This is a genomic window from Lentibacter sp. (assembly GCF_965657785.1).
GTDB lineage: Bacteria > Pseudomonadota > Alphaproteobacteria > Rhodobacterales > Rhodobacteraceae > Lentibacter.
This window is the reverse complement of record NZ_CBFHPP010000021.1, coordinates 14954-33098: the sequence shown is the minus strand read 5'-3', so window position 1 is coordinate 33098 and position 18145 is coordinate 14954. Positions and strand designations below refer to the sequence as shown.

General features: G+C 59.7%; 17 protein-coding genes. 10 read left to right on the top strand and 7 right to left on the bottom strand.

The window, feature by feature from the left end:
* Window positions 1-27 precede the first annotated feature (27 nt).
* Together ACTF58_RS11110 and ribA are read right to left on the bottom strand one after the other, a co-directional pair.
* Window positions 28-522, bottom strand: a complete 495-nt coding sequence (locus ACTF58_RS11110) for a L,D-transpeptidase family protein (protein WP_438992046.1) — start codon at window positions 520-522, stop codon at window positions 28-30.
* Complete coding sequence (gene ribA / locus ACTF58_RS11105; protein ID WP_438992045.1) at window positions 519-1622, bottom strand: GTP cyclohydrolase II; 1104 nt, start codon at window positions 1620-1622, stop codon at window positions 519-521. Before ribA ends, ACTF58_RS11110 begins: the two co-directional genes overlap by 4 nt.
* A gap of 140 nt (window positions 1623-1762) precedes the next feature.
* Between ribA and ACTF58_RS11100 the strand changes: the two genes are divergently transcribed.
* Window positions 1763-2449, top strand: coding sequence for a response regulator transcription factor (locus ACTF58_RS11100; protein WP_438992044.1), 687 nt, complete (start codon window positions 1763-1765; stop codon window positions 2447-2449).
* A 256-nt stretch (window positions 2450-2705) separates the two neighbouring features.
* Here ACTF58_RS11100 and ACTF58_RS11095 read toward each other — a convergent pair whose 3' ends face one another.
* Entirely contained in the window at window positions 2706-3836 is a 1131-nt protein-coding gene (locus ACTF58_RS11095) for a mandelate racemase/muconate lactonizing enzyme family protein (RefSeq protein WP_438992043.1), read from the bottom strand.
* Between the two features lie 145 nt (window positions 3837-3981).
* Here ACTF58_RS11095 and ACTF58_RS11090 point away from each other — a divergent pair, with 145 nt between their 5' ends.
* From ACTF58_RS11090 to ACTF58_RS11075, 4 genes are all read left to right on the top strand, one after another.
* On the top strand, window positions 3982-4770 hold the full coding sequence (locus ACTF58_RS11090) for an exodeoxyribonuclease III (RefSeq protein WP_438992042.1): 789 nt from the start codon (window positions 3982-3984) through the stop codon (window positions 4768-4770).
* A gap of 73 nt (window positions 4771-4843) precedes the next feature.
* Window positions 4844-5770 carry a tetratricopeptide repeat protein gene (locus tag ACTF58_RS11085; RefSeq protein WP_438992041.1) on the top strand — a complete coding sequence of 309 codons (927 nt, stop codon included), beginning with the start codon at window positions 4844-4846 and terminating at the stop codon, window positions 5768-5770.
* A gap of 8 nt (window positions 5771-5778) precedes the next feature.
* Window positions 5779-6426: an LON peptidase substrate-binding domain-containing protein gene (locus tag ACTF58_RS11080; protein ID WP_438992040.1), complete on the top strand. Its 648-nt coding sequence runs from the start codon at window positions 5779-5781 to the stop codon at window positions 6424-6426.
* A complete protein-coding gene (locus ACTF58_RS11075; RefSeq protein ID WP_438992039.1) occupies window positions 6423-6608 on the top strand; it encodes a Trm112 family protein in 186 nt (61 codons plus the stop codon). The genes ACTF58_RS11080 and ACTF58_RS11075 overlap by 4 nt, the downstream gene beginning before the upstream one ends.
* A gap of 330 nt (window positions 6609-6938) precedes the next feature.
* Here the strand turns inward: ACTF58_RS11075 and ACTF58_RS11070 are convergent, their stop codons facing one another.
* A complete protein-coding gene (locus ACTF58_RS11070; RefSeq protein ID WP_438992038.1) occupies window positions 6939-8189 on the bottom strand; it encodes a UbiH/UbiF/VisC/COQ6 family ubiquinone biosynthesis hydroxylase in 1251 nt (416 codons plus the stop codon).
* A gap of 51 nt (window positions 8190-8240) precedes the next feature.
* Here ACTF58_RS11070 and ACTF58_RS11065 point away from each other — a divergent pair, with 51 nt between their 5' ends.
* The 4 genes from ACTF58_RS11065 (at window position 8241) to ACTF58_RS11050 (ending at window position 14657) form a co-directional block, all read left to right on the top strand.
* Window positions 8241-9581, top strand: coding sequence for an amidase (locus tag ACTF58_RS11065; RefSeq protein ID WP_438992037.1), 1341 nt, complete (start codon window positions 8241-8243; stop codon window positions 9579-9581).
* 130 nt (window positions 9582-9711) lie between these two features.
* Window positions 9712-10890 (top strand): aminotransferase class I/II-fold pyridoxal phosphate-dependent enzyme, encoded by a 1179-nt coding sequence (locus ACTF58_RS11060; RefSeq protein ID WP_438992036.1) that lies wholly within the window; start codon window positions 9712-9714, stop codon window positions 10888-10890.
* Between the two features lie 12 nt (window positions 10891-10902).
* On the top strand, window positions 10903-13818 hold the full coding sequence (locus ACTF58_RS11055) for a DNA translocase FtsK (protein WP_438992035.1): 2916 nt from the start codon (window positions 10903-10905) through the stop codon (window positions 13816-13818).
* A gap of 233 nt (window positions 13819-14051) precedes the next feature.
* Entirely contained in the window at window positions 14052-14657 is a 606-nt protein-coding gene (locus ACTF58_RS11050) for a LolA family protein (RefSeq protein ID WP_438992034.1), read from the top strand.
* A gap of 15 nt (window positions 14658-14672) precedes the next feature.
* Here ACTF58_RS11050 and ACTF58_RS11045 read toward each other — a convergent pair whose 3' ends face one another.
* The gene (locus tag ACTF58_RS11045; RefSeq protein WP_438992033.1) at window positions 14673-15263 is read right to left on the bottom strand and encodes a transglycosylase SLT domain-containing protein; all 591 of its coding nucleotides are present in this window, start codon (window positions 15261-15263) and stop codon (window positions 14673-14675) included.
* A gap of 219 nt (window positions 15264-15482) precedes the next feature.
* Between ACTF58_RS11045 and hspQ the strand changes: the two genes are divergently transcribed.
* A complete protein-coding gene (hspQ, locus tag ACTF58_RS11040) occupies window positions 15483-15809 on the top strand; it encodes a heat shock protein HspQ (protein WP_298805207.1) in 327 nt (108 codons plus the stop codon).
* Between the two features lie 141 nt (window positions 15810-15950).
* Here hspQ and ACTF58_RS11035 read toward each other — a convergent pair whose 3' ends face one another.
* Both ACTF58_RS11035 and ACTF58_RS11030 read right to left on the bottom strand, forming a co-directional pair.
* Window positions 15951-16301, bottom strand: a complete 351-nt coding sequence (locus ACTF58_RS11035; protein ID WP_438992032.1) for a rhodanese-like domain-containing protein — start codon at window positions 16299-16301, stop codon at window positions 15951-15953.
* A gap of 32 nt (window positions 16302-16333) precedes the next feature.
* The gene (locus tag ACTF58_RS11030; protein ID WP_438992031.1) at window positions 16334-17911 is read right to left on the bottom strand and encodes a gamma-glutamyltransferase family protein; all 1578 of its coding nucleotides are present in this window, start codon (window positions 17909-17911) and stop codon (window positions 16334-16336) included.
* Window positions 17912-18145: the final 234 nt, after the last annotated feature.

Below are 18145 nucleotides of genomic sequence, written 5' to 3'. Positions count from 1 at the left end.
GGCTTGACGCAGTCAAGCCGCACTCCCTCACCGCACAATCAGCCGCGTTCCAAGCTCAATGCGCGCCGCAATCCAGTGCAAATCGTCCCGCGCAAAGGCCACACAGCCCTCAGTCGGATAGCCACCGCGCCGCCACTGGTGCAAAAAGATAGCCGAGCCTTTGCCAGCCTCTGCAACGGGCCAGTTCCAATCCGTCACAATCACAAGGTCATAGAGCGGGTCGGCCCGCCTGAGCCGCTCGTGGCTGCCCGCGTAGGGCGCGCGAACAGGCAGGTTATAGGCCACATCCCCGCTCTCGTCCGACCAAAGGTCGCGCGGCCCGATCGGCTCGGCCCAGGCCCGCGGTTTCAAAAGCCGGTCAGGCCGATACAGCATCCCGACAAGCCGGTGCACCCCCGCGGGCGTCGCCCCGTCGCCCTCGCACTTGGCCGCAGAAATCCCGCCCTTCCCAATCACACAAGCAAACCTGCGCCCCAAAAAGCGCAGCCCCATCGGCGTCAGCACAAGATCAGCCACGCTCACAGCAAATGCCCCGATTTGGCCGCCTTCACTTTAAGGTAGCCGTGGTTATGCGCATTCCCGCCCACAACAAGCGGCACCCGCTCAACCACTTTCACACCGGTCTTTTCCATCATGGCGATCTTGGCAGGGTTGTTCGTCATCAGCCTGATCGCCGCAAAGCCAAGCTCTTTCAAAATAGCACTGCCCACCCGAAAGTCGCGCTCGTCGTCTTCAAAACCAAGACGGTGGTTGGCCTCGACCGTATCAAAGCCTTGGTCCTGCAAGCTATAGGCGCGCATCTTGTTGGCAAGGCCAATCCCGCGCCCCTCTTGATTGAGGTAAAGCAAAATGCCTTGGCCCTCAGCGCCCATCTGCGCCAAAGCCCCGCGCAGCTGCGGGCCACAGTCGCACTTGAGCGAGCCAATCAGATCGCCCGTAAAACAGGCCGAATGCAGCCGTGTCAAAACAGGCAACGCCCTGTCTGGCCGCCCGATTTCAACGGCATAATGCTCTTCGCTGCCATCCTCGGGCCGAAACACATGAAGCCGCGTATTTTCAGCAACCTCGATCGGCACCCGCGCCGCCACGATGTCCTGCAAGACCACGCTCGCATCCATAGCCGCGCGAGCCGCATCCGCATCCACAACCGTCAGCCGCTCGGCCGCCGCAAAAGCCTCGGCCCCGGCTGCGTCGCAGGCCAGATCCGCCACCAAAGCCGCAGGCAATAGCCGCGCCGCCTTACAGAGCGCCAGTGCAAGCCGGTGTAGCTGCGCCCCGCCCTCACGCGCGCTCTGAAGCGGCCCCTTCATAGGGTTTGCAAGGTCGTCCTTCGGCTCCGCCACAGACAAGACCCAGCGCAAATCCGCCTCCTCAGGCAGCACAATCCGCGCCACATCCCCGTCATAGCTGCGCGCCTTCAAGGTCTCGGCCCGCCGCGCCGTAATCGCCAGAACAGGTGCAAGCCCCGCCTGCTTCAGCCCCGCAAGGCGCGCGCTATCCGCCGTCTCTGCCGCCAGAACAAGCGCCGCGCCCTGCGCGCTGACAAGCACAACAGGCACACCAATGCGCAGGTCCGCCCGCGCCCGCGCCAAAGTCTCGTTAATGTCAGGGCCCAAATTCATGGCTGTTCCTCAGTCGAAATACCTACAGAATTGAAACAAAAGTAGCCCCTGCTACACGAGCGCGTGAAACCTTGCTACAAAACTTGTCACACCTATGATCCACTCTATTTCTAAGAGGCACAACCCGATAGGAGGCCCGCATGGCACAACTCAGAAAAATTCTGCTCGTCGATGACGATGATGACCTGCGCGAAGCGCTGAGTGAACAGCTTGTCATGACAGAAGACTTTGATGTTTTCGAAGCCGACAGCGGCGCAACCGCCATGCAAAAAACAAAAGAAAGCCTCTATGATTTGGTCATCCTTGATGTCGGCCTGCCCGATACCGATGGCCGCGAGCTCTGCCGCCTGATGCGCAAACAGGGCGTCAAAGCGCCTGTGCTCATGCTCACAGGCCACGACAGCGACTCTGACACAATCCTCGGTCTCGACGCAGGCGCCAATGACTACGTCACCAAGCCGTTCAAGTTTCCGGTCCTGCTCGCCCGTATCCGCGCCCAGCTGCGCCAGCACGAACAAAGCGAAGACGCGATCTTCACGCTTGGGCCCTATACGTTCAAACCCGCAATGAAGATGCTGATCACAGAAGACGATAAGAAAATCCGCCTGACCGAGAAAGAGACGAATATCTTGAAGTTCCTCTATCGCTCCCCCGACGGCGTCGTCGCGCGCGATGTTTTGCTGCACGAGGTCTGGGGCTACAACGCGGGCGTCACAACCCATACGTTAGAAACCCATATCTACCGCCTGCGTCAGAAAATAGAGCCAGACCCCTCAAATGTAAGGCTTCTGGTCACAGAATCAGGCGGCTATCGCCTCATTGCCTGAAAATAATACGACTTGATCTGCATCAAAGATGCATCTCAAAGTTGCCATTAGAAGGTCAGTATACCGTCGCATATGCGGTCTATCATATGCACCTCCCTGTTGGACTTAGGCCGAGCCTCGCGCTCGGCCCTTTTTTTATCCAAAACAACCTCTTGCCTAAAGATTCACCCCTGATTCCTCTTTCCGCAAATATCCCGGGGGTTTGGGGGCAGCGCCCCCAACGGATCGGATTTTCGCGAAGCGAAATCCGAAATCTCTAACGCGCTGCAAACGCCTCATGCGCCGCCGCCGCCCGCGCCACAGCGTCATGATCCAGCTCAAAGCCAAGCCCCGGTTTGCCCTCAAGCGCCAAAAGCCCCTTTTGCGGCGCAAGGCTCGGGCTGGCGATAATATTCTCTTCCAGAAGCTGCCACATGATCTGGTTGCCATCATCCAGCTTGGCAATCGCGCGGCCCACATGATGCTCGGCACAGGTGGTGATCCCCGTGGTCATGCTCGAATGAATGCACAGCGTCACGCCCGCGGCCTCGCAGATCGCCGCCGCCTTCATCATGGCCCGCAAACCGCCGATTTCGCGCGGCCCCACAGCGATCATATCCGCAGCCCCCGTGGCACAAGCGGTATAAACCTCCTGAAGCGTGAACACAGCCTGATCCGCGCCCATCGCCACAGGCGAGCGCCGCGTCATATGCGCCAGCGGCGCAAGGCTCAAACTGCTGGTCGGCTGCTCGATATATTCTATCCCGTAAGGCTCAAGCGCCTTGATCATTCTCAGCGCAAGCGCAGGCTCCCAAGCCTCGTTCGCATCCAGCCGCAGCCGCACATCAGGCCCCACAGCCGCCCGAATGGCCCGCACATTCGCCAGATCATAGTCAGGCGAAATCCCCACCTTGAGATAGAGGATAGGCTGCCCCTCAGCGCTCCCCTTCACAGCGTCGGCCACCAGCTCCTCGGTGCTGCTGCCCTGCAAAAAGTAGAAATATCCGACAGATTGGCGCGCCGCGCCGCCAAGCAGCGTCCAGACAGGCAGGCCCAGAAGCTTGCCCTGCAAATCGAGCGCCGCCATTTCCAGCCCCGATCTGAGCTGGTTGCCATAGCGCGGCATATTCCCCCCGAAGGTCAGGAAATTGGCGCGATAGGCTTCCTCCCAAGCCGCCGCCTGCTCAAACACACTGCGCCCCATAAAATGCCGCGCCAGCTTGAGCAAAACCAGCCGCTGCGCCTCCGCATCAGGCGCAGTCGTCGTCTCGCCATATCCGATGGTGCCGTCCTCGGCCTCCATCTCGATGAGGTTGACGATAAAGGCCGCCTCGACCCCTTGTGACCAGACATAAGGCCTGACCAAGCCAAGTCGCATTGGCGTCACACGGATCTCTCTGATCTTCATGGCAGGCTCCCTTTTTGCCGATCATGGGCTGGAACGCCCCCGCCGTCACCAGAAATTCCGACAGATCACGCCGCAAACAGGCACCGCCCCCTTGCATTCAATTCGCGCAAAAGGGCATGGTCAAACCGCAACACAGGAGCGCCCCATGTCATTCACTCTCGCCACTTGGAACATCAACTCTGTCCGCTTGCGCGAGCCTCTGGTGCTCAAGCTGCTCTCTGAGGAGGCCCCCGATGTGCTCTGCCTGCAAGAGTGCAAAAGCCCTGTCGAGAAAATCCCCCTCGAGGGCTTCCAAGCGCTCGGCTATACCCACATGGTCGCACGCGGCCAGAAGGGCTACAACGGCGTCGCGATCCTCTCCAAAATCCCCATGGTAGAAGCGGGCGCGGAAGATTACGCAAGCCTCGGCCACGCCCGCCACATTGCGGGCAAGCTTGAGAACGGCGTCACGGTGCACAACTTCTATGTCCCCGCTGGCGGCGATGTCGCCGACCGCGAAGTCAACGAGAAGTTCGGCCAGAAGCTCGACTACCTCAGCGAGATGCGCGACGCCTTCCACGCCAACGCGCCTCAAAAGTCGATCCTCGTCGGCGATCTCAACATCGCCCCCCGCGAAGATGACGTCTGGGATCACAAAAAACTCCTCAAAGTCGTCTCCCACACCCCCGTCGAAGTCGAAGCGCTGGCACAGACGCAAGACGCAGGCAAATGGGTCGACATCACCCGTCAGGACATCCCCGAAGGCAACCTCTACAGCTGGTGGTCCTACCGCGCCAAGGACTGGGACGAGGCCGACAAAGGCCGCCGCCTTGATCATGTCTGGGCCACCCCCGACATCTCAAACGCCGCCCACTCCTCCCGCGTGCTGCGCGCGGCCCGCGGCTGGACCCAGCCGTCCGATCACGCGCCAGTCTTTGCCACCTTTGACATCTAACCGCCCCCGCCCCTTGCAAGGGCGGCGCTGATCCCTCACATAAAGGGCAACCCATATTCCAAAGGAGTCCCCGATGGACCTCAATCTCTCCCAGCCCGCCGCCGCCAACGACCTGATTTTTGACGTCACTGAAGCCACCTTCATGAAAGACGTCGTTGAAGCCTCGATGGAAACCCCGGTGATCGTCGACTTTTGGGCGCCCTGGTGCGGCCCCTGCAAAACGCTTGGGCCGATGCTCGAGGCAACCGTGACCCGCGCCAAAGGCGCAGTCAAAATGGCCAAGGTTGATGTCGACCAAGAGCAGCGCCTCGCCCAGATGCTGGCCCAGCAGGGCCTCCCGATCCAGTCGATCCCGACAGTTGTCGGCTTCTACCAAGGCCGCCCTGTCGATATGTTCCAAGGCGCTGTGCCCCAGTCCGAGCTTGACGCTTTCGTCAAAAAAGTCGTCGACGCCGCAGGCGGTGATGCTTCGGGCGGGCTTGATGAGGCCGTCGCCGCTGCCGAAGATATGCTCGCTGAGGGCGCAATCGCCGACGCCGCACAGACCTTCGCCGCGATCCTTGAAGAAGAGCCTAATCACGCCGCAGCCTATGGCGGCCTCGTGCGCGCCTATATCGCCCAAGGCGATCTCTCAGGCGCAGAAGCAACCCTCAATGGCGCACCCGCCGAAATCAGCGCCGCCCCCGAACTTGAAGCCGCCCACGCCCAGCTCGAGCTTGCCAAACAAGCCGCCAATGCCGGCCCCGTCGCCGAGCTTCAGGCCGCCTCCGAGGCCAACCCCGACGATCACCAAGCCCGCTTTGACTATGCCAACGCGCTTCAAGGCGCTGGCGATGTGGCCGAGGCCGTCGATCAGCTGCTAGAGCTCTTCCGCCGCGACCGCGAGTGGAACAATGGCGCCGCCAAAGCCCAACTCTTCACCCTGTTTGACGCCCTCCCCCCGCAAGACCCGATCGCGCTGGCAGGGCGCCGCAAACTCGGCTCCATGATCCTGATCTGAGGCAAACCATGCGCAAATTCAAAGATATGCCCAGCGTCATTCCCGTTTTCCCACTGCCGGGCGCGCTGCTTCTACCGCGCTCCAATATGCCGCTGCATATCTTTGAGCCGCGCTACCTCACCCTGCTTGATGACGCGCTCAAAACCCCTGAGCGTCTGATCGGGATGATCCAGCCAGACACAGGCCCCCACAGCGCCGATGATGCGCTGATGACAATCGGCTGCGCGGGCCGCATCACCCAGTTCAACGAGACCGATGATGGCCGCTACATGATCACCCTGACAGGCATCTCGCGCTACCGCATCGCGGCGCAGGTCGAAGGGTTCTCGCCCTACCGCCGCGCCGAAATAAGCTGGGACGGCTTTGAAAAAGACATGGGCCCAGAGGAGCGTGACCCCGCCTTTGACCGCGCCAAATTCCTTGCGCTGCTCGAGCGGTTCTTTTCCGCCAAGGGCCTCAATACCGACTGGGATACCCTGCAAGACGCCGAAGACGAGCTTCTCGTCAATTCGCTCTCCATGCTGCTTGATTTCTCTCCCGAAGACAAACAGGCGCTCTTAGAGGCGCCCTCTCTCTCCACCCGTCGCGAAACCCTCGTGACCCTGATCGAATTCGCCCTGCACAGCAGCGGCGATGGCGAGGATATTCTCCAATGACCGAAACACCCGAATTCGACCGCCATATGCTCGAAGCCCTCGTCTGCCCCGTCTCTCAAGGGCGGCTCGAATATGACGCCGAGGCCCAAGAGCTGATCAGCCCCTCCGCAAACCTCGCCTACCCGATCCGCGACGGCATCCCCGTGATGCTGTTTGACGAGGCCCGCAAGCTCGAAGAGTAAGTTTGCAAGCCGCGCACCGCCTGACCGTGGGCTGGCGATCCAACGCGTCTGACATGGCGCTTTATGCCAGCCAAGCACTTCCATGATCTCTGCAATGCACCAAACCTACCAAATCGCCAGACCGCGGGACGGTCATGCGATGCGCGGCGGCCTTCGGCCTTGATTCCGCGCTCACCACTCCTCAACATCTCCCAAACACACCGCGCGCAGCCTTTACACCTGCGCGCCGCTGCAAAATCCTGTTCAGGGGGTGCACGGGTGGTGCACGCTTTGTGCACGCTTATCACCCCCCTAGAATCAGAGCGGCCAAAACGCGTTAACCTTTGGAGTTCACGTTTTCATGAGGTCGGGCAAATCGCCGTTCAAACCCGCCGCTTCGCGCATCAATCCGCGCTTCACACCGGGCAGCGCATTGATCAGCCCCATGCCGAGGTCCCGCCCCAGTCTGAGGAGCGGATTATCGTTTGAAAACAACTTGTTGGTCAGGTCCGTGCTGGCCGCCAAAGTGGCCGTATCAAACCGCCGCCAACTTTGGTAGCGCTCCAGCACAAGCTGGCTTGAAAAGTCCTCGCCACGCGCTTCTGCGTGCTCGATCACATGCGCCAGCGCCGCCACGTCGCGCAGCCCCGCATTCAGCCCCTGCCCCGCAATCGGATGCATCCCGTGCGCCGCATCTCCAACAAGCGCAAGCCTTTGACTTATAAAGGAATTCGCGATGGTCAGCTTGAGCGGATAGGCATAGCGCTTGCCGTCCAGTTTGATCTCTCCAAGGAAGTCCCCAAACCGTGGCCGCAGCACTTCAAGATAGTCTGCATCGCTCAGATTATTGATGCCATTCGCCCGCTCTGTGCGCTCTGACCAGACAATAGAACTGCGGTTCCCCGGAAGCGGCAAAATAGCGAGCGGCCCCTCGGGCATAAAAAATTGTTGAGCAATGCCATTATGCGGTTTTTCGTGGCAAATCGCACAGACAAGAGCCGTCTGGCCATACTCCCACCCCGTCCGCCTGATTCTGGCCCTCTCCGCCGTCCCCGAAGCGCGCCCATCCGCCCCCACAACAAGCCGTGTGGAGTGCACATCGCCAGAGGCCAAAGTCAGCCAAGCGCCGCTGTCGTTCACCTCTTGGGAAACGACTTTTCCCTCAATGGTTTTGATCCCTTCATGCGCCGCCACAGCCTCGAGCAAAGCGCGTCGCAGGTAGCGGTCTTCCAGCATATGGCCCATGGGGCCTTCTTCCAGCTCGCCTTGCTCAAAGTGCAGAAAAAACGGCGCTGGTCCCTGCCCTGCGCGGCCATCGCTCGCCTTGATCTCGTTCATCGGCTGGGCGTGCTCGGAGAGCTTGTTCCAAAGGCCCAAACGCTTCAAAAGCCGGATCGAGGCAAAGGCCAAAGCATAGGCTCGCCCGTCAAACGCCGCGTTCGCACGCACCTCTTCAGGCTGCGCATCAATCAGGCTCACACGCCGCCCCCGCGCCGCCAAAGCCAGCGCCAAAACGGGGCCGTTCAGCCCGCCCCCTACGATTGCGATATCACTGTCATATGTCATGTCTTGCACTATGCCTGAGCCTGCGGGATTGTCCATGCAACAGAACGCCGCTACCGTGGTTTTGAACGCAGCGAAAAGGGATATAAAATGCAAGACTGGCTCAAAATGAGCATGGCCGATCTGGGCCGTGGTATCGCCGCAGGCGAAATTGATCCCATTGATCTTACAGAAAAATATCTCTCCGCCATCGCGGCCCACCCCTTCGGCACACGCATCTATGCCCGCCTCACAAAAGAGCGCGCCCGCGCCGAAGCAAAGGCCGCCTCCGAGCGCGCAAAAGCAGGCCTGCGCCGTGGCTTGCTTGATGGCGTCCCGATCAGCTGGAAAGACCTTTTCGACACAGCAGGCACCGCCACAGAAGCAGGCTCTGCCCTCCTCAAAGACCGTGTCCCGGACCGCGACGCATGGGCCTTGCAAAACGCCACCAAAGCAGGCCTCGTCTGCCTTGGCAAAACCCATATGAGCGAGCTGGCCTTCTCTGGTCTTGGCCTCAACCCCGTGACAGAAACACCCCCCTGCGTAAACGATCACGCCGCCGTTGCGGGCGGCTCCTCCTCGGGCGCTGCGGCCTCTGTCGCCTTTGATCTGGCCCCTTGCGGTATCGGCTCCGACACGGGCGGAAGCGTGCGTATCCCTGCCGCATGGAACGACCTTGTCGGCCTCAAAACAACGGCCACCCGCATCCCCCTCACAGGCGTTGTGCCGCTTTGCGAAAAGTTCGATACAGTCGGCCCCCTCTGCCGCTCAGTGGAAGACGCCGCCCTCATGCTCGCCGCGCTCGAAGGCGGCCAAGCGGCTGATCTACATGGCGTTTCTCCAAAAGGCCTGCGCCTTGCGATCCTTGACACAATCGCCCCTGATGATGTCCGCGACGCGCCCAAAGCCGCCTTTGACAGCGCGGTTGCGCGCCTCAAAGCCGCAGGCGCAACCATCGAACACATCAAGGCCCCAGAAGTCGCCGATGTCATGCCGCTCTCGCCAGTTCTCTTCACATCCGAAGCCTACGGCACTTGGAAAGAGGTGATCGAGGCCGCGCCAGACAAGATGTTCCCCGAAATTCTTGCGCGCTTCCGCTCTGGCGCAGGCCACGCCGCCGCCGATTATGTCGCCGCATGGCAAACCATCGAGCGCGCCCGCGCCACATGGGCCGCGCGTGCGGCAGGTTATGACGCCGTTCTCCTGCCCAGTGCGCCGATCCTGCCGCCCAATGCAGAGCGCCTGATGACAGATAGCGACTATTACATCACAGAAAACCTGCTCAGCTTGCGCAATACGCGCATCGGAAACCTCCTCGGCCTCCCCGCCATAACCCTTCCCACAGGCACGCCAAGCTGCGGAATTCTCCTGATGGGCGCAGCTTTTGGCGAAGAAAAGCTCCTGCGCGTCGCGGCCGCCGCCGAAAAAGCGATCGCAGACAAGGCACTTTAATCTCAGGCGAGGCGCTATAAATGCCACAAACTGCCTGAATCCACACAGTTTTTCTGGACGAAGCGGGCTTGCTTGAGTAATTTGGTTTCAAACGGGGCGCCAATGACCCCGACTTTGAGGCAGAATTGATATGTTTCCCGAGCGGTTTTCGAACCTTCCGGCCTATGCGTTTCCGCGCCTTCGCGCCCTGTTGGATCACCATCCCGCAGGCGGCGAAACCGTGCACATGACCATTGGCGAGCCAAAGCACCCCTTCCCCGCTTGGGTCGGCGAAGAGCTGGCAGCCCATATCGAGGGCTTCAACAAATACCCCCCCAATGACGGCAGCGAAGCGCTGCTCACAGCCATATCCGGCTGGCTCGAGAGCCGCTTTTCCGTCGTAGCCGCCGCCGATACGCAAATCCTCGCGCTCAACGGAACCCGCGAAGGCCTCTACAACGCCTGCATGGCGCTCGTGCCCGAGAAGGTGCAGGGCGACACGCCCAATATCCTGATGCCAAACCCGTTTTATCAGGTCTATGCCGTTGGCGCGGCCTCTGTCGGCGCACGGCCAATCTTTGCCAACGCCACAGAAGGCACAGGCTTTCTGCCCGACTTCTCTGGCCTGCCCACCGATATTCTCAAGAAAACAGCCGCCGCCTTTATTTGCTCGCCCTCCAACCCCCAGGGCGCCATTGCCAATCGCGCTTACCTGCGCGAGCTGATCGCTCTCGCCGAGCAGTTTGATTTCCAGATCTTCGCAGATGAATGCTACTCCGAGATTTACCGCAATGATCCCCCGCCCAGCGCGCTTCAGGTCGCCGCCGAGATCGGCGCACATCCCGAGCGTGTGGTGATCTTTCATTCGCTCTCCAAGCGCTCCAACTTGCCGGGCTTGCGCTCGGGCTTTGTGGCTGGCGGTCCCGAGACAATCACCCGCCTCAAACAGTTGCGCAACTACGCTGGCGCGCCCTTGCCCACGCCGCTTCAGGCCGTTGCCGCGCGCGTCTGGGCCGATGAAGAGCACGTTGTGGAAAACCGCAGGCTCTATCAGGAAAAATACAGCATTGCCGATAAGGTCATGGCCGATTTCGCTGGTTACAAAGGCCCCGAAGGCGGGTTTTTCCTTTGGCTGCCCGTCGAAGACGGCGAAACAGCCGCGCTCAAGCTCTGGCGCGAAACAGGCGTGCGCGTGCTCCCCGGAGCCTACCTGAGCCGCGACGCCGAGGGCCGCAATCCGGGCAAGAATTACATCAGGGTCGCCATGGTGGCCCCAAAAGAAGAAATGCAGCAGGGGCTTCGCCGCCTCAAAAGCTGCTTACAAAGCTGAGGACGAGGGAAAATGGCATACCAGACACGCGGGCGCGATCCGCTTCTCGATAGCAACATGGCAGAAGCCATCGAAAAACGCGGCAAAGAGCTTGCAGGACTTGCTCTGGTGGTTGCGGCTTTGGCCGCTGCCGCCATGATCTTTTCCTACACGCCCAGCGATCCGTCTTGGCTCTCTGCGACGGACGCACCCGTGCAAAACTGGATGGGAAGCTTCGGTGCAACCATTGCCGCCCCCCTCTTTATGATCATCGGCTGGGGCAGCTTGGGCATAGCCGCCGCCCTGCTGGCATGGGGCACGCGCCTCGTGGCGCATTTCGGTGCCGATCGCGCCGTTGGCCGCCTCATTTTTGCGCCCATCTGGCTGGCGCTCTTGTCCGTTTACGCCTCAGCCCTTGTCCCAAGCGAAACATGGACCCATTCTTTCGGCCTCGGCGGCCTCTTTGGCGACACTGTGCTTGGCAGCCTTCTCGGCATTCTACCTGTCAGCGCAAGCTTTGGCCTCAAGGTTCTCTCTCTGCTCCTTGGCGCAGGCATGATCGCACTGGGCGCCTTTATCCTCGGCTTCACCCGCGCCGAGCTGCGCTATATCGGCCGCTTCCTCCTGATCGGAACAATCCTTGCCTATGCCACAGCCATGAAGCTCTTGGGCAAGACAGCAACTGGCGCCATGACAGCAGCCCAAACTCTGCAAGACCGCAATCGCGCCCGCCGCGAACAGCGCGCCATTGCCCGCGCAGAAGCCGCCGAATGGACGGCCCTGCAAGACGCCCAAACACTTGAAGTCTCGCCGCGTGCCCCCCTGCCCCACAGCCATTCCGATGAACCTCCGCTCACAGCCCCGACGGAAAAAACTGGTTTGCGCGCGCTGATGCCCAATCTCATCCGCCGCGCCGAGCCAATGCCCGAGCCAGAGCTGGTTCACACCGCGCCCCAATTTGCCGATGGCGAGCCACCCGCCCCTTCAGACGACCGCATCAAAGCCAAGATCGCCGATGTGATCAAATCACGCGTGCGCCATAGCCCGTCGATCCAGTCTGCGGTCGCAGCCCCCCTCACCAAAGGCCGCGGTCACGGCCCGATCCCGCTTGTGCTCGACACAAGCACACCAAACCTGCGCACCGAACCGCCCATCTCTGGTCCGGTCACACAGCCCCTGCCAGAAGAGCCAAGGCTCACAGCGGCCTTCACGCCAGAACAGCAGAGTTTTGACAGGGCCGAACCCTATGATCTTGACGACGAAGAGATTATTGATGACAGCTTCGCAATTGATGAAGCCGCCGCACCAAGGGCTTTCAATATCCCGACACCCGAGCACAAAAAAGTTGTTCAGCACGCTGTCAAAAAGCCGGTTCAGCCCAGCACCCGCGCCAAGGCCGAGGCCCAGCCGACCTTCAAATTCGAAGACAAGCGCACAGCCTACGAACTTCCTCCGCTGTCGCTTCTCGCCGATCCGATCAAGATCGAACGCTTCCATCTGTCTGATGAGGCCCTGGAGGCCAATGCCCGTATGCTCGAAAGCGTGCTTGATGACTACGGCGTCAAAGGCGAGATCGTCTCGGTCCGTCCTGGCCCTGTTGTCACAATGTATGAGCTAGAGCCCGCGCCAGGCCTCAAGGCCTCCCGCGTGATCGGCCTCGCCGATGATATCGCCCGCTCGATGGCCGCGCTCTCCGCGCGTGTCTCCACAGTCCCCGGCCGCTCGGTGATCGGGATCGAGCTTCCCAATGACAACCGCGAGATGGTCGGCTTCCGCGAGATCCTTTCGGGGCGTGAATACGGCGACGGAAACCACAAACTGCCCCTCGCGCTTGGCAAAGACATCGGCGGCGACCCCATTGTCGCGAACCTCGCCAAAATGCCCCACCTGCTCATCGCAGGGACAACTGGCTCAGGCAAATCTGTTGCGATCAATACGATGATCCTCTCGCTTCTCTACAAGCTCACGCCTGAAGAGTGCCGCATGATCATGATCGACCCCAAGATGCTCGAACTCTCCGTCTATGACGGCATCCCGCATCTGCTCTCCCCCGTTGTGACCGATCCGAAGAAGGCCGTTGTTGCCCTCAAGTGGACGGTCGGCGAAATGGAAGAGCGCTATCGCAAAATGTCCAAAATGGGCGTGCGCAATATTGATGGCTACAACTCCCGCGTCGCCGATGCGCTGGCCAAAGGCGAGATGTTCTCGCGCACCGTCCAGACGGGCTTTGACGACGACACAGGCGAGCCAGTGTTTGAAACAGAAGAAATGACGCCAGAGAAAATGCCCTATATCGTCGTGATCGTCGACGAAATGGCCGACCTCATGATGGTCGCAGGCAAAGAGATCGAAGCCTGTATCCAGCGCCTTGCCCAAATGGCGCGTGCCTCAGGCATTCACATCATCATGGCAACACAGCGCCCCTCTGTTGACGTCATCACAGGCACAATCAAAGCCAACTTCCCGACACGGATCAGCTTCCAAGTGACGAGCAAAATCGACAGCCGCACCATCCTTGGCGAAATGGGCGCCGAGCAACTCCTCGGCATGGGCGATATGCTCTACATGGCGGGCGGCGCAAAGATCACACGCTGCCACGGCCCCTTTGTCTCCGATGAGGAAGTCGAAGAAATCGTCAATCACCTCAAGGCCTTTGGCCCGCCCGAATATGTCTCGGGCGTTGTCCAAGGCCCGCCCGATGACAACGCAAGCGATATCGACGCGGTCCTCGGCCTCGGCGGCAACACCGACGGCGAAGATGCGCTTTATGATACAGCCGTCGCCATCGTCATCAAAGATCGCAAGTGCTCCACATCCTACATCCAGCGCAAGCTCTCGATCGGCTATAACAAGGCCGCCAAGCTCGTCGAACAGATGGAAGATGAAGGCATCATCTCGGGCGCAAACCACGTCGGCAAGCGCGAAATCCTTGTGCCAGAACAGCACTAAGCGGCTTTTCGCCCCAACCACAAAAGAAACACCGGCTAAAGCGTTTCGCGACCTTCTCCCAAAGAGTTATCCGCGAAACGCCCACTTCCCCCAATAATCGTGGCTCCGTATGAGCGCAGAGCCGCCCTTGAGCTGTGCTCATACGGTTTTGTTATCGCTTAACAGTCGGTGTTTTTGTATTCTGCCCCTATATCAGACGTACAAACGCGCACGCGCTCACCTAGGTAAGACTTATGAAGCTCAAACACATCTTTCTCGCGCCGGTTCTGGTCCTCGCCCTTGCCGCGCCCGCACAGGCCGAAAAGCTGTCGCTCAACGCTCTTTCGCAATATTTCAACGCCATGAAAACGGCCAAGGGCGCCTTCACCCAAATCAACGATGACGGAACAATCGCCACAGGCACAATCTATATCAAACGCCCCGGCAAGATCCGCTTTGAGTATAACCCGCCCGAAGAGACACTGGTTCTCGCCAGCGCGAACACTTTGGCCATTTTTGACCCCAAGACAAACCAAGGTCCCGAGAGCTACCCTCTGGGGAAAACGCCCCTCTCGATCATTCTGGCCCGCACGGTCGATCTTTCTAGCGCAAACATGGTCACAGGCCATAGCTATGACGGCACCGCCACAGTGATCACAGCGCAAGACCCCGCACACCCCGAATACGGCAACATAGAGCTGAAGTTTACAAGCAATCCCGTGGAGCTGCGCCAATGGGTGATCAACAATGACAGCGGCTCAAGCACAACAATGGTGCTCGGCGCGCTCACCAAAGGCGGCAGCTTGCCCAACAACCTGTTTGATATTGCCGCCAATACCGAAAAGCGCAATGGACGCTGAACCGCCCAAAACGGATCACCGCAAGCGGCGACAGCCCGACAGCTGGGCACGATACATCTGCGACCGCTCCCCCACTTCGCCCGCAACCCGCATGAGCCATGCTTTCTGGCGATAGGTGCCGCGGGCAAAGCCCGTGTGCCCGTCATGATAAGCAAGATACTGGTTGCGCGCATCATTGAGCGCAATCCCGTTCCGCTCGCGGCTGATGTTCATGTAATAGCCCATGAAATCGCTCGCATCGCGAATATTGTTGCGCCGCGCCATGCGCTTGCCCTCTTTACGCTGATATTCTTCCCACGTCCCGTCAAGCGCCTGAGAATAGCCAAAGGCGCTCGATTGACGCCCCACAGGAATCACCCCGAGCTTATATTGAAACGGCGTGCGCGCATCCGATTTGAATTTACTCTCTTGATAGATAATGGCCATCTGGACATGGACAGGCACGCCCCATTTCCGCTCGGTCGCCTTGAACGCTCTCAAATAGGTGGGTCGCTCTTTCAAAATGGCACAGGCATTGTCGAGCTGCCGCGGCGCGCTCGTTCCCGGCCCACGACCACAAGCCGCAAGCGTTGCCACAATCAAAAATGCGCAAAGGATTCTGCTCATCTGCCCCTCGCTCGTAATGTTTTTTTCAAGCATAGTGCATTATCACAATAATCTAAATCAAATTTCTGTGCCACAAGCGCTTTTCTGCAGGCCCGATGCACAGAAGACCAAGCGACTGTTGGTCAACGCCTCACAGAGTGTTTCCAGCCTGCCTGCGTTGAAAATTGGACAACCCCCCATTGAAAGCGTTAAGCTGCTCGGATAGGGGCTAATCTTATGATGATACGCAAACGCGCCAAATACCACCTCGGACAAGTCGTCCGCCACAAGAAACACCCCTTCCGGGGGGTGGTCTTTGACGTCGACCCACAATTCGCAAACACTGATGAATGGTATGAAGCGATCCCCGAAGACAGCCGCCCCCAAAAGGAGCAGCCCTTCTATCACCTCCTCGCCGAAAACGACCAGAGCTACTATGTCGCCTATGTCTCCGAGCAAAACCTCGTCGCAGACTATTCAGGCGAGCCGGTCGATCACCCCGACATCCCCGATCTCTTCGGCCCCTTCCAAGACGGCCAATACCCGCTCCAGTTCCAACTGAACTGAGCTGGAATTCCAACCCGCACAGTCTTCCTCTTTCTAAAAATATCCCAGGGGGTGCGGGGGACTGGTCCCCCGCTTTAACAGTGGGTGCGGGGGACAGCGTCCCCCGCCTCGTTCGGTTGTGCAGAGCACAATCCGAAACCCCTAGTCCACAGGCCGTCCGTCTTTCTTCCAGGCGCCAAAGCCCCCGTCCATCTCAGCCACATTTTCAGCTCCCATATCCTGCAAAGCCTTCGCCGCCAAAGCCGAGCGCCACGCCCCCGCACAAAACAGAATAATCTTCTTATCCGTCGCAAAAGCCTCTTTATGATAGGGGCTCGCAGGGTCAAACCAGAACTCCAGCATCCCCCGTGGCGCGTGCAACGCGCCGGGAAAGCGCCCCTCCCGTTCCAGTTCGCGCGGATCCCGAATATCCACCACAAGTGCTTCGCCCGCTTGCGCCAGCCGCCAGACATCGTCGCGGCTGAGCGTTTCAATCTCTTCTTTCGCCCTCATCACGAGCGCTTTCACAGGTGTTATGGCCATGCTCAATACCCCAACGCCGCGCCGTCTTTGCGCGGATCAGACGCGCCTTCCAGCACGCCGTCGTCTCTGATGCGAATGGCCTGCGCCCCGCCCAGCGGTCCGTCAGGCACAACAACCTTATGGCCCATCTCGGCAAGCTCGGCGCGCACCGCCTCGCTATATCCCTTCTCGACCTTAAGCTCGCCCGCGTCGGCAAAACACCGCGGCGCATCAATCGCGCTCTGCGCATCCATGCCAAAGTCGATCATATTGGTGACAAACCGCGCATGGCCACAGGGCTGATACTGCCCGCCCATCACACCAAAAGGCATTGTCGCACGGCCGTTTTCCGCCAGCATCCCGGGGATGATCGTGTGCATCGGCCGCTTTCCTGCGCCGTAAACATTCGGATGGCTCTCCTCCAAGGTAAACCCGGCGCCACGGTTTTGCAGCAAAATCCCGAACTTCTCCGAGGCAATACCCGAGCCAAACCCATGGAAAATAGAATAGATAAAGCTCACAGCCATGCGGTCTTTATCGACAACAGTGATATAAACAGTGTCCTTATGCACCGCCTCACTGATCGGCCCCGCCGCCGCCATCGCACACTTCGGATCAATCAGCGCCGCCAGCTTTGCCGCCGTGTCCAGACTCAGCATATGCTCCACGCGCTTGGACACATCAGGGTCGGCAATAAAGCGGTTGCGCGCGTCATAAGCGAGCTTCGTCGCCTCCGCTTCAATATGCGCACGCATCGCGCCAAACGGCTCCATGCTGGCAATGTCAAAATGGCTCAGGATGTTGAGGATCAAGTTCGCCGTCGCGCCCTGCCCGTTCGGCGGATGCTCCAAAAGGTCGGTGCCCTTATAATGACTCCCCACAGGCTCGGTGTAAAAGCTCGTTGCATTGGCAAAATCGCTCAGCTCGTGCACGCCGCCAAGCGCCTTGAGCGCCGCCACCATGTCTTCGGCAACTTCGCCTTCATAAAAGCCCTTACGCCCCTCTTTCGCCACGCGCCGCAGCGCCTCGGCCTGCGCCGGCGAGCGAAACATCTGACCCACTTCGCCAGGCGCCCCGTCTATCATGTAATGCGTAAGGCCATGCCCCTGAAGCGCCTTGCCCGCCTCGGGCCAGTCAAACGCCACCCGCGCTGCCACAGGCACACCCTCCTCGGCATAGCGAATGGTCGGGGCCAGAATAGCGTCGATTCCGATCTTGCCATAATCCTCCGACAGGCGGCAAAATCCGTCCATCGCGGTCGGGATCGTCACAGCCTCAGGCCCTCTGAGCGGAACAGTCGTTTCGCCCCGCGCCTTAAGCGCCGCAAGGTCAGCGCCCGCAGGCGCACAGCCCGATCCGTTCAATGCGCGAATGGCTCCGCCATCCTTGTCCTGAAACAAAACAAAACAATCGCCGCCAATGCCTGTCATCTGCGGCTCACAAATTCCAAGCAAAACAGCGCCGGCAATGGCCGCATCCATAGCGTTTCCGCCGCGCTCCATAATATCAACCGCAACCTTCGCCGCCAAAGGATGCGAGGTCGCACACATACCGTTCTGGGCCAACACGGGCGAACGCCCTGGAAAATGAAAATCGCGCATATTTTGTCCATCCTGTTTCGCTTCAAAGAAAAGACTATGCGCCGCAGCGGCCATTGCCAATGCAGTTTCATCAGAACGAAACGTCAGATAGATAAGGCCTCGACGCCGCACACTGGGTGGGGGCTATTAACGCGCAGCGCCGAGGGAAGCTATATGCAGCTACAAGCCCATGTATGACGGCTGAATCAGGCGAATCTTCGGGCTGATTATGGCATTTTCAAGTTTTCTGAAGCG